At 74.6% G+C, this 12,069-nt stretch carries 9 protein-coding genes; 3 read left to right on the forward strand and 6 right to left on the reverse strand.

Annotated features, from left to right (window positions below; translation table 11 throughout):
- Nucleotides 1-158 precede the first annotated feature (158 nt).
- Complete coding sequence (locus tag ACQPYA_RS22690) at nt 159-1,586, forward strand: pyridoxal-dependent decarboxylase (protein WP_433529112.1); 1,428 nt, start codon at nt 159-161, stop codon at nt 1,584-1,586.
- A 22-nt stretch (nt 1,587-1,608) separates the two neighbouring features.
- Here the strand turns inward: ACQPYA_RS22690 and ACQPYA_RS22695 are convergent, their stop codons facing one another.
- The 4 genes from ACQPYA_RS22695 to pyk form a co-directional block, all read right to left on the reverse strand.
- Complete coding sequence (locus ACQPYA_RS22695; protein ID WP_433529113.1) at nt 1,609-2,670, reverse strand: sulfite exporter TauE/SafE family protein; 1,062 nt, start codon at nt 2,668-2,670, stop codon at nt 1,609-1,611.
- Between the two features lie 226 nt (nt 2,671-2,896).
- Nucleotides 2,897-3,364: an RrF2 family transcriptional regulator gene (locus ACQPYA_RS22700; RefSeq protein ID WP_433529114.1), complete on the reverse strand. Its 468-nt coding sequence runs from the start codon at nt 3,362-3,364 to the stop codon at nt 2,897-2,899.
- Nucleotides 3,365-3,515: 151 nt separating this feature from the next.
- Nucleotides 3,516-4,400 (reverse strand): acyl-CoA thioesterase, encoded by an 885-nt coding sequence (locus tag ACQPYA_RS22705; RefSeq protein WP_433529115.1) that lies wholly within the window; start codon nt 4,398-4,400, stop codon nt 3,516-3,518.
- Nucleotides 4,397-5,845, reverse strand: coding sequence for a pyruvate kinase (pyk, locus tag ACQPYA_RS22710; RefSeq protein ID WP_433529116.1), 1,449 nt, complete (start codon nt 5,843-5,845; stop codon nt 4,397-4,399). Before pyk ends, ACQPYA_RS22705 begins: the two co-directional genes overlap by 4 nt.
- A gap of 259 nt (nt 5,846-6,104) precedes the next feature.
- Here pyk and ACQPYA_RS22715 point away from each other — a divergent pair, with 259 nt between their 5' ends.
- The gene (locus ACQPYA_RS22715; protein ID WP_433529117.1) at nt 6,105-6,425 is read left to right on the forward strand and encodes a hypothetical protein; all 321 of its coding nucleotides are present in this window, start codon (nt 6,105-6,107) and stop codon (nt 6,423-6,425) included.
- Nucleotides 6,422-6,937, forward strand: a complete 516-nt coding sequence (locus ACQPYA_RS22720; RefSeq protein WP_433529118.1) for a hypothetical protein — start codon at nt 6,422-6,424, stop codon at nt 6,935-6,937. Before ACQPYA_RS22715 ends, ACQPYA_RS22720 begins: the two co-directional genes overlap by 4 nt.
- Nucleotides 6,938-6,953: 16 nt before the next feature.
- Here ACQPYA_RS22720 and ACQPYA_RS22725 read toward each other — a convergent pair whose 3' ends face one another.
- The gene (locus ACQPYA_RS22725) at nt 6,954-10,985 is read right to left on the reverse strand and encodes a CHAT domain-containing protein (RefSeq protein WP_433529119.1); all 4,032 of its coding nucleotides are present in this window, start codon (nt 10,983-10,985) and stop codon (nt 6,954-6,956) included.
- Nucleotides 10,986-11,128: 143 nt separating this feature from the next.
- Nucleotides 11,129-11,989, reverse strand: a complete 861-nt coding sequence (locus ACQPYA_RS22730) for a lipase family alpha/beta hydrolase (RefSeq protein ID WP_433529120.1) — start codon at nt 11,987-11,989, stop codon at nt 11,129-11,131.
- Nucleotides 11,990-12,069: the final 80 nt, after the last annotated feature.

Genomic DNA, 12,069 nt, shown 5'->3' on the forward strand with positions numbered 1-12,069 from the left:
CGGTGCCGGCGGGGGCGCGTCGCGCTGGCGGCAGAGATCCCGACGCATCGACGTCGGTGTACGCGGCCCCGCGCAGCTGCGATGCTAGGGCAAGCGCTTTCTGCACACAATCGTTCGGTGTGCTTGCCCCCGCGGCCACTTCTTGATCGACTCATCGGGTGGCTGCGCACATGACACCCGAGGAGTTCCGCCGCGCCGGGTACGCCGTGGTCGACTGGATCGCCGGCTACTGGGCCACCCTCGACCAGCGGCCGGTGACCGGCCAGGATCCACCCGGCACCGTGACCGCCGGGCTGCCGGCCGGGCCGCCCGCGCGGGGCGAGCCGGTCGAGGCGGTCCTCGCCGACCTGGACACGCTGGTCGCGCCCCGGCTCACCCACTGGCAGCATCCGGGCTTCTTCGGCTACTTCCCGGCCAACACCAGCGGGCCCAGCGTGCTGGGCGACCTGGTCAGCTCGGGACTGGGCGTGCAGGGGATGCTCTGGTCCAGCGGCCCGGCCTGCACCGAACTGGAGACGGTGATGCTCGACTGGCTGGCGGAGGCGCTGGACCTGCCGGCTCGGTTCCGTTCCGCCGGACCGGGCGGCGGGGTGATCCAGGACTCGGCCTCCTCGGCCACGCTGGTGGCCACCCTGGTCGCCCTGCACCGGGCCAGCGGCGGCCGGTGGCGCGAGGCCGGCGTGGACCGCCGCTACCGGGTCTACACCTCCACCGAGGGGCACTCGTCGATCGAGAAGGCGGTCCGGATCGCCGGGCTCGGCGTCGACGGCGTACGGCTGATCGAGGTGGATCCGGTGACCCAGGCCATGTCGCCGACAGCGCTGCGGGCCGCGATCGACGCGGACCGGGCCGCCGGGGTGGTGCCGGTGATGGTGGTGGCGACCGTGGGCACCACCTCCACCACGGCCGTGGACCCGTTGCCGCAGATCGGGCCGATCTGCGCCGAGCAGGGTGTCTTCCTGCACGTCGACGCCGCGTACGCGGGGGCCGCGGCGGTCTGCCCGGAGCTGCGGTTCGGCCACGCCGGCCTGGCGTACGCCGACTCCTACTGCTTCGACCCGCACAAGTGGCTGCTCACCGGCTTCGACTGCGACGCGTTCTGGGTGGCCGACGCGAACGAGCTGGTGGAGGCGCTGACCGTGCTGCCGGAGTTCCTGCGCAACGCGGCCACCGAGTCCGGCGCGGTGATCGACTACCGGGACTGGCAGGTACCGCTAGGCCGGCGGTTCCGGGCGCTCAAGCTCTGGTTCGTGCTGCGCTGGTATGGCGTCGAGGGCCTACGCGAGCACGTCCGCCGGGGCGTCGCGCTGGCCGCCCGCTTCGCCGACCGGGTACGCGCCGACGACCGCTTCGAGCTGGTCGCCCCGCACCCGTACTCGCTGGTGTGCTTCCGGCTGCGCGGCCCGGACGGGCCGAACGAGGCGCTGCTGGCCGCGGTGAACGCCACCGGCCGGGTCTACCTGACCCACACCCGGGTGGCCGGCCGCCACACGCTGCGCCTCGCCGTGGGCGCGCCGCAGACCACCGAGGCCCACGTGGACGAGGCGTGGAAGCTGATCTCGCAGGCGGTCGCAGCGCCCGGCTGAGCGCCTCCGACGGCCCGGCCTGTCAGCGATCCGCACCGGAGAGGGCGCGGACCGTGCCGGCGTCGGCCGGCTCGACCCGGGCAGTGGCGGCCGGCTCGACCCGGGCAGTGGCGGCCGGGGCGGTAGCGGTGGCCCGAGCGGTGGCGGTGGCCGGGGCGGCCAGCTCGGCCGGGACCGGGGTGGTGGTCGGGGTGGCCGGGACCGGGGCCGCTATCAGCGCCCGCTCGCGGCGGGTGCGCAGCAGGATCCGGACCGCCAGCGCCAGCGCGGCCAGCCAACCGGCGGCCAGCATCAGGTACACCAGCACCGGCAGGGAACCGCCCAGGTCGGCGCTGCGCATCAGGACGCGGGCGTTGGTCAGCACGATCACGCCACCGACCGCCGCGCCGAGGAGTTGGGCCGGGACGATCCGGACCAGCCAGGCCGCGATCGGGGCGGCGATCAGGCCACCGGCGAGCAGGGCGAGCACGATCGGCAGCAGGAAGCCCTCGGTGCCGAGGCCGATCAGGAAGCCGAGGCTGGCGGCGCTCGCGACGACGAACTCCGAAGTGTCCACCGAACCGATCACCTTGCGGGGCTCCATCCGCCCGCTGACCAGAAGGGCCGGCGTCGCGACCGGGCCCCATCCCCCGCCGCCGGTGGCGTCGACGAAGCCGGCGACCAACCCGAGCGGGCCGAGGAAACGCCCGCGCAGTTGCCCGGCCGCCGGCTTGCGGCGCAGCGGCCGGGAGAACCGGACGAGCAGGTACGCGCCGAGCGTGAAGAGGATCGCCGCCATCCACGGGGCAGCCGACTCGGTGGAGAGCGCGCTGAGGAAGGTGGCGCCGACGAAGGCACCGATCGCGCCGGGCACCGCGATCCGGCGAACCACCCGCCAGTCGACGTTACCGAACCGCCAGTGCGCCGCACCCGCGGCGAGCGTGGTGCCGATCTCGGCCAGGTGCACCGAGGCGGAGGCGGCGGCCGGCGCGACGCCGACCAGGAGCAGCAGCGTCGAGGAGGTCAACCCGTACGCCATGCCGAGTGCGCCGTCGACCGACTGCGCGGCGAACCCCACCAGTGCGATGACCAGCAGCTTGCGCACCGACGCCCCCTACTTTTCGGCATCTCCTATCAACTTGGTCGACAATGCGGCACCGGGGCAGCCCCCGTCAACCCCCTGATCGCCCAGTGAGACGACCGGCCGACAGCCGAGGGCCGCCCACCCGTCGGCCGGTGGCGCTACTTCCCTGTTGTTGCTGGCTCACCCCGCGCCGAGGCAGCACCATCCCCGAAGTCGCTGCCTCGTAACGGTCGGGGCAGGAAGTGGGTTAGGTCCAGGCGGTGGGGTCGGCCGCCAGCTTGGTGACCTGCTCGGGCAGCGTGCCCTGGGCCACGTCGGCCAGCGTGACCAGTTCGAGGATCTGCCGTTCGCTGGCCCGCAGGGCGATCCAGACCTCCTGCAACGCGCGGGCCGCGCCGTGGTAGCCGAGCTGCTCGGGCCGCTGCCCGCGGATGTGGGCCAGCGGCCCGTCGATCACCCGGATCACCTCGGCCAGGGAGATCTCCTCGGCCGGCCGGGCCAACCAGTAGCCACCCTCGGGGCCCCGCTGGGCCTGCACGATGCCGCCCCGGCGCAGTTGCAGCAGGATGCTCTCCAGGAACTTCGGCGGGATCTCCTGGGCTCGGGCGATCTGGTCGGCGGTCACCGGGCGGCCGCGCCCAGCCCCGGTGCCGGTCACCGACGCCAGTTCGGTGACCGCTCGAAGGGCGTAGTCCACCCGGGCGGAGAGACGCATGTCCGACAGGTTAACGTTCCGCGGGCCCGGCTCGACCATCACCCCTTGACCGATCGAACCGCTCGGGTACCAAGGACACCGGCAGCCGGCCGCCCGGACACACCGGCAAGCGGCGGCCTCGGCACGCCGGCGATCCGTCCGGGCCCACCGGCTACCTGCCGACCCGGCGCAACAGCCCCTCCTGCACGGAGCTGGCGATGTGGTGCCCGTCGACGGTGAACATCCGGCCGGCGGCCAGGCCCCGGGCGCCCGAGGCGGACGGGCTCCAGCAGTCGTAGAGGAACCACTCGTCGGCGCGGAACGGCCGGTGGAACCAGAGCGCGTGGTCCAGGCTCGCCCCGACCACCCCGCCCGGCCCCCACACCTCACCGTGCACGGAGAGCACCGAGTCGAGCAGGGTCAGGTCGGAGGCGTAGGTCAGCGCGCAGGCGTGCAGCAGCGGATCGTCGGGGAGCTTGCCGTCGATCCGCATCCACACCCGCTGGTGCGGGTCGGCCGGCCGGTCGCCGGGGGGCACCCAGCCGGGCTCGCCGACGTAGCGGACGTCGATCGGGCGGGGAATCTGCCCCCAGATGCCCAGCCGCTCCGGATAGCGGGCGAGCCGGTCGGCCATCGTCGGGACCGCCTCCGGACCGGGCACGTCCAGCGGCATCGGAGCGTGATGTTCCAGCCCCTCCTCCGGCCGCTGGAACGAGGCCGACATGAAGAAGATCGGCTTGCCGTGCTGGCGCGCGACCGACCGGCGTACCGAGAAGGAACGCCCGTCGCGGATGTTCTCCACGTCGTACTCGATCGGCTCCGCCGGGTCCCCGGCGCGCACGAAGTAGCCGTGCAGCGAGTGGACCACCCGCTCCGGGTCGACGGTCCGGCCGGCGGCGACCAGGGCCTGGCCGGCGACCTGCCCGCCGTACACCCGCTGGGGGCCGACCGGCGGGCTGATTCCCCGGAACGACATGTCGCCGGTCGGCGCGAGGTCGAGCACCTCCAGCAGCTGGTCGACCGCGGCCTGGCCGACGGCCACCTCGCCGTCGGTCACTGCAAGGCCCGGGCGGACGCCGCGTCGACCAGGGAGCCGAGCTGGTGCACCCGCAGGGTGTTCGTCGAGCCGGGGGTGCCGGGCGGGCTGCCCGCCACGATCACCACGTAGTCGCCGGGGTTGCCCCGGTTGAGCCCGAGCAGCGCCTGGTCGACCTGGCGGAACATGTCGTCGGTGTGCTGCACGAACGGCATCAGGAAGGTCTGCACGCCCCAGCAGAGGGCGAGCTGCGAGCGCACCTCGGGCACCGGGGTGAAGGCCAGCAGCGGCAGGTCGCAGTGCAGCCGGCTGAGCCGGCGCACGGTGTCGCCGGTCTGCGAGAACGCGACCAGCGCCTTGGCGCCGATGGCCCGGGCGATCGAGGAGGCCGCGACGGTGAGCGCGCCGCCGTGCGTACGCGGGTCGTGCTGGAGCCGGGGCACCACGATCGAGCCGGCCTCGGTGGTCGTGACGATCTTGGCCATGGTGCTGACCGTGAGCACCGGATACTTGCCGACGCTGGTCTCGCCGGAGAGCATCACCGCGTCGGCGCCGTCGAGCACCGCGTTGGCGACGTCGGACGCCTCGGCGCGGGTCGGCCGCGAATTCTCGATCATGGAGTCGAGCATCTGGGTGGCCACGATGACCGGCTTGGCGTTCTCCCGGCACAGCTGCACGGCGCGCTTCTGCACCAGCGGCACCTCGTCCAGCGGCAACTCCACGCCGAGGTCACCGCGGGCGACCATGACGCCGTCGAAGGCCAGCACGATCGCCTCCAGGTGGTCGACCGCCTCCGGCTTCTCGACCTTGGCCAGCACCGGCCGGTGCACGCCGACCTCGCTCATGATCGCGCGACACAGCTTGATGTCGTCGGCGGAGCGGACGAACGACAGCGCGACCAGGTCGACACCGAGCCCGAGCGCGAAACGCAGGTCGTCGGCGTCCTTCTCCGACAGCGCGGGCACGCTGACCGCCACGTTGGGCAGCGAGACGCCCTTGTTGTTGCTGACCGGCCCGCCCTCGGTGACCAGCACCCGGATGTCGTTGCCGGTGACGTCGGTGACCTCGACGGCGACCCGGCCGTCGTCGATCAGCAGCCGGTCGCCGGGCTTGACCTCCTGCGGGAGCCGGCGGTAGGTGCAGGAGACCCGCTCCTTGCTGCCCAGGATCTCGTCGCCGGTGATCACCACGGAGTCACCGGTGCGCCACTCGTGCGGGCCGTCGGCGAACCGGCCGAGCCGGATCTTCGGCCCCTGGAGGTCGGCCAGGACCGCGACCGGCTGACCGGCCGCCTCGGCCGCCTCCCGGACGAGCCGGTAGACCGCCTCGTGGTCGGCATGGCTGCCGTGGCTGAAGTTGAGTCTCGCCACGTTCATGCCGGCTTCGACGAGCCCGCGGATGCGCTCGGGCGACGAGGTGGCGGGGCCAAGAGTGCAGACGATCTTCGCGCGGCGTGTCACGCCCATCAGGCTAGTCTCTCCTCCGGGTCGGACCATGAGCCGACCCCTTGCGCAATGCGGAACAATTGTCCAACGGCACGCGGCGTATGCGCGCAACCGGCGGGCGGAACCGCACCGGATGTCGATGGCGGGCAACGGCGACCGCGCGCCGGGTATGGTACGCCCCCGCCGCCAGCGCGCACCGAGGCGCTCCACGCGGACGACCAGTCGTGAAGATCGAACTACCGCTGGTGACTCACCGGCCGGGAGCGGGGAGGGCAGAGTCGTGCAGGGTGGTGAGCCGGCGGCGGGACCGCTGCCGTACGCCGAGACGACCGACGACGGGTACGCCGCCCGGGTGGCGGAGACGTTCACGGTGCGGGAGTTCGGGCCGGCCGTGCTGCTCGTTGGCGACTGCCCGCGCTGCCAGCACCCGATCAGCTGCCCGGTCGTGGACCACGTCTACCGAAGCGACGCGCCGGGCGGGTCGGACGATCCCGGTTACCGGACGGTGCTCTGCACCTGCGAAGCCGACCATCCGTCACGCCCGGAGTGGCTGACCGGCTGCGGCGCGTACTGGACGCTGCGGCTGGAGGTCGAGTCGTGATCCGGCTGCGGCCCGGGCCGCCCGCGACGATCACCGACCTGCGCCGGGCACAGGAGGTGGCCGGGCTGCTCCGTGGCGAGTTGGACCGGGTGCGGGCCGCCGCGCTGGCCTGGCGCAACGGGCTGGGCGGGCTGCTGGTCGCGCTGGTCGGCTTCAGCCTGATCCGGGGCCGCTCGGACATCGGCACGCTGGCCCCGGCCTGGGGCGCCCTGGTCGGCGTACTGCTGCTGGCCGCGGTCTCGGCCGGGGTGGCCGGGGCGCTGGCGCTGCTGCGGGCCGCACACGGGCCGCTGTCGGTGACCGCGGTGGCCACCCTCCCGCCGGCGCCGCTCGGCGACCATCGGGAGGCCCTGGCGGCGGCGCGGGCCCTGCGGACCGGGGTACGCCTGGTGCTGCTCTGCACCGCCCTGCTGATCACGGCCGTCGGGGTCACCTGGTACGCGCCCGGCGCGGCCGGCGCGGCCGCCGCCGGCACCACGGGCGCCCCGGTCACGGTTACCCGCCACGCATGACGATCCGATGCGGACGCTACGGTCCGATGTGGACGTATCCGGCCCAGAGTTCCGGCCGGCCGGGTAGCGCGGCGCGGAGCTGCCGGACCGCGTGGTGCAGGGCGGGCGCGGCGCGTTGCGGATCGATCCCGCCCGGCACCGCCAGCCCGGCATAGAGCTCCGTGCAGAGCTGCACGGTCAACGCGTCCGAGACGGACCAGAGCGCGCCGATCACGTCCCGGAAGCCGGCGAGTTGGAACGCGGTGCCGAGGGTCAGCGCCTCGTCCGGCAGGGCGGCGCCGCCGCGTACCGTGTCGCAGGCGGAGAGGACGGCGAGCGCGGCCGTGGCGCCGGCGGGCCGCCACAGGTCCCGGACATGCAGCGGTCCGCCGGCCAACGCGAGCCGACCGCGGGCCGGCGCGGCCAGATCCTGGGTGCCGTGGCAGCAGAGATGGGCGACCGGCCGGTCGGGCAACGCGGCGAGCACCGCGCCGGGGGTGGCCGCCGGGCCGGTCAGCGACGTCACCCGGGGCAGATGCCGGCGGACGACGGCCTCCTCCCGCGCCGCGCCGGGCAGGTCGGACAGGCCCGGAGTCTGCGGCATCCCGACGACCAGCGCCGAGGTGACCGGCACCGGGTCGGCCGCGCCGTCCCGCCGGGCGTGCCGCAACGCGCGCAGCGAGGCCGTGTACGAGGACACCGCCCGGTCGAGCACCTCGTCGCCGCCGCCGAGCGGCGCGGCGGCGTGCAGCGGCAGCAGGCTGAGCAGGCCGGTCGGGCACCACCAGATCCGGGGTGGCGCCGAACCGCTGCGGGTCGGGCCGAGCGCGTCGAGCACCGGCGCGGCCACGGTCCGCCACAGCCAGTCCAGCGTCTCGGGAATCCGCCGCCGGAAGGCCGCCCGGCGGCGCTCGGCCTCGGGCCCCGGGTCGCCGGCCGGGCCGGTGGCCTCCGCGACTCCGATCAGGAAGTAGAGGAGCCGGGCCTGCACCTCGGCGAGCGTCAGCTCGGGCAGCGCCACCAGCTCGACCCGGCCCGCGCTGACCACCAGCGCGTCGCAGCGCCGGAGGGCCACGTTGACCAGGACGACCGGGCCGTCGACGGCGGCCAGCTCGGCAAAGGGCGGCGGGCGTAGGAAACCGTCGAAGCCAGGCAGCCGCCGGATCTCGGCCAGCACCTCGCGCCGGCCGGTGGCCAGCTCGTGCCGGCGTTCCGGCAGCTCCGTCAAGGCGGGGAACGCGGGCACGACGCCCCCGGGAGTCGGATCGAGGCCGTCCAGCGCGGTCTGTAGGCCGGCGAGCCGGTCGGCCAGACCGGGCGCCCGCTCACGCAGCGCCGCCAGGTCGGTGCCGGCGTCGTGGGCCCGGGTCAGCAACACCCCCCGGCCGTACTCCAGCAGCTCCACCGCGCGTTCCGGGCGGTCGAGCGCGATCGCCACCGCCGCGGCGTCGACGGCCAGTCCGGGGAACCGCCCGAGCAGCCGACCCTGGTCGTCGAGGTCCATGCCGTGCCAGGCGACCAGGTCGATCAGCTCGATCGCCGTGGCGTACCCGTCGAGGGCCGCTGGCAGGTCACCGGCCGTTGCGGCGTGCTCCGCGTACCGTCGGGCGGCGGTGGCCCGCAGCAGCGACGGCGCCGCCTCGACCCCGGCGGCCTCGCGCAGCGCGGCGGCGGCCTCGGCCAGGTCGGCGGGCGGAAGGTCGGGCGGCACCGCCGGGCCGCCCACCGGCTCCCCGCCGGGGTCGCGGACCTCGGCGATCTCCTCGACGGCGATGGCCAGGTTGACCAGGCACATGGTCCGGTCCGGGTGGTCGGCGGACAGCGCCGCGACCGCCGAGCGGTACGCGGCCAGCAGCTCTGCCGCGTCCGCGCCGGAGCGGGCCGCCCGGAACCTCAGCAGGAGCGTGTTGCCGAGGTTGGTCAGCAGCCGGTGCCGGTCCGGGCCGGCCGCCGGCAGCGTCTCGCGGGTCCGTCGGAGCAGCGTGATCGCCTCGTCGAGGGCGCTCCGGTCCCCGGTCAGCTGGTGATGCAGCAGATGGGCGAGGGCGAGGGTGCCGGCCACCTGCAGCTGCTCGCCGGGCTCGGCCTCCCGCTGCGCCAGCTCCGCCGCCTCCCGCAGCATCGTCACGGCCGACTCCGCGTCCGCACGCGCGGCGGCCCGGGTCGGGTCCGGCCCGTCGGCCCCGGCCTGCGCAGCGTCGTCGACCGCCAGCTCGGCCCGCCGGTTCAGCGCCGAGCCGTAGTTGGTCAGGGCGGGCAGTCGGTCCGGGTGCCCGGGCGGTGCCGCCTCGACCGCCCGGCGCAACACCGCGACCGCCTCGGTGAGGGTGGCCATATCCTGGGTACGCCCGAAGATCGCCTGCAACGTGAGCCCCAGGTTGGACAGGTAGCGGGGCAGCCGCGCCGGAGCCCCGCCGGCGGCGATCGCCGAACGGAACGCGGCCGCGGCCGGCTCCAACAGCTCGTGCTCCCCCGCCTGGTCGGCCAGTTCGCGTAGCTGGTTGCCCAGGTTGTTCAGCAGGTCGGCCCGCCCCGGATGCCCTGCCGGCAGCTGGGTCTCCGCCTCGGTCAGCACGTCCCGGGCCTCTCGCAAGGTCCGCAGGCCGGCCAGGTCGGCGTGCCAGCGGCCGAGCGTGTAGCCGAGATCGCCGAGGCGCTCGGCCCGCTCGACCGGGTCGGCGGCCCCGGCCGCGCCCGCGCGCAGCAGCCGGAGCGCCTCGTCCAGGTCGGCGGAGCGCCGGTGCAGCTCGTAACGGCGTTCCAGCAGCTTGCCGACGGTATGCCACAACCCGAGCGGATCGGACCCGGTGCCGCCCGGCTGGGGGCCGGTGGGCCCGGCAGCGGCTGCCCGGTACGCCTCGATCGCGGCGTCCAGGTCGGCGGGGTCGCCGCGCCGCTCGGAACGCTCACCGAGCAGGGCGGCCAGGCTGACCCGGACCGTGGGGTCCAGCACGCCCGCGCCTCCGGTGGCCAGGGCCGCCCGGCTCGCCGCTATCGCCGTGTCCAGGTCGTCGTCGGTGCGGCGATGGGTGAACCGCTCGGTGACGAGGGTCGCGTACAGGGCGAGGATGGCCGGCTCGGCCGGTCCGGCCGTCACCTCCGCCAGCAGGGCGACGGCCCGGTCGAGGTCGGCCGGGTCGCCCCGCCGCCGCCAGCGCTGCCGCAGCCCCTGCGCCAGGTTGGCGCGGGCCATCGCCCGCACGGGCGAGTTCGCCGGTGCGGCCCGGGCGGCATCGCCGAGCAGCTGCATCGACTCGTCCAGCGCCTTCGCGTCGCCGGTCAGCTCGAACCGGTCGGCGAGCACGTTGCCGAGGTTGAACAGTCGGATCGGCCGCTGCGGATCGCCGGCCGGGGTAGATTCCAGGCTCTCCCGATGCGCGTCGATCGCCGCCGGCAGGGACCGCGCCCGGCCGAGTTGCCGGAACTGGTCCCGGTGGACCTTGCCGAGCGCGGAGAGGTAGTGCAACCGCTCCGGTACGCCGGACGCGGTGACCGCCACCGCCCGTTCCAGCAGCGCCTGGGCCTGCTCCGCCACACCGTAGTCGCCGGACCGCTCGGCGCCGGCCATCAGCGTGGCGGCCTGCTGGAACAGCGCCGCCGCATCCTCACCGCCCGTCCGGGGGCGGCTCGTCGGCAGGTGGCTCGCCGAGCCGGGGATTCGGGCGGCGAGACCGGCCGGGCCAGGGGTCCGGGCGGCGGGGCCGGACGGGCTGGGATCGGCTGGCAGGTGCGCGCGCAGCATGGCCAGCAGTGAGATGGGTACCCGCTCGGGCGCCAGGCCCAGCAGGAGCTCGGTCAGCATCACGGCCTGGACGAGGTCGGTGGCGTCCTCGCCGGCCGGCAGGACCTGGTACCGGTACCAGTGCAGGCAGGCCAGGAGGAACATGGCCTCGGCCGCACGCTCCGACAGCTGCCGTTTGGCCCGTGCCTCGTCGACCAGGTCGAAGACCGCCTTCGCGTCCCGCATCGCGTCGGCCTCCAGCACGTGCCGGGCGTTCATGGTGGCACCGAAGCGGTCCAGCCGCTGGCGCAGCCGCCGTACCGGGTCGGATCTGAACCGTCGCCACATGCCGGCCTCCCCGTCGACCACATCGACCCATATCAGAGTTAGCAGAGCGACCGGAACGACCGCTAGCACAAAACCGACCGCGGGGCGTACGGCCCGTCGACCGCCCGCCCCGCGTCCCGGATCCTGCGTCGTGTGTCGCGTTGTCAGAGGGCGAGGCAGTTGGGGCGGATCGCCTGGTCCCGCAACGCCTGCCGGATGACCGTGTACGTGGTGCCGTCGAACACCAGGCCGAGGTGCCCGACCACGCGCAGCGGGCACTGGGACTGGATCAGCACGTTGGTCGCCCCGTCGGCCAGCGTGGCGTTGTCGACCGGCCGGACCAGTTCGTCCTGCCAGGTACGCACCGTGGTCCAGCGCACCGCGCCCGGGGTGTCGTCGCCGGCGTTGAGCGCGGTGAGGAACGACGAGCCGATCGTCATCTGCTGGCAGGCGACGACGCCGGCACAGCTACCCAGGCCGAGGAACGCCACGATGTTGGCGACGTACGTGCCGTACTGCGGGGTGCCCAGGCTGATGTACCGCCCGACGGCGTCGCCACCACCGAGGTTCTTGATGTAGTAGCGGCTGGCCAGGCCACCCTCGGAGTGGGCGACCAGGTCCACCTTCGCGCCGCCGGTGGCGGAGCGGACCTGCCCCACGAAGCCGCGCAGGCTGCTGGCGGAGGCGGCGATGTCACCGAGCCCCAGGTTCGGCAGCTCGTAGATCCAGACTCGGTAGCCGTCGGCGCGTAGCCGGGCGGCGAGCGGCTCGTACACGGCGGCGAAGCCGCTGAGCCCGCCGACGACGATGACCGGGTTCGCATCGGCGAGGGCGCGCAGGCCGTCGTCGGTGACGGCATCGGCGGCCGGTGCGGCGCTGGCGGCGGTGCCCGGAGCCGCGGTGGCCGGGGCGGCTCCGCGGGCCGGAGCGGCTGCGGTGGTCGGGGCGGCTGCGGCGGCGGCCGGGGCGGCCAGGACGGCGGTGAGGGTGAGGGCGAGGACGGGGACAGCCTTTCGGAGCAGCATCGCTGCACCTCCCAAGGGGATCCCGGGGTTGCCGGGTGGAGGCGGTGAGGTGTCCGATCGACCGTGAAATGATGATGCCG

This window comes from Micromonospora sp. CA-263727, from assembly GCF_050942455.1.
Lineage (GTDB): Bacteria > Actinomycetota > Actinomycetes > Mycobacteriales > Micromonosporaceae > Micromonospora.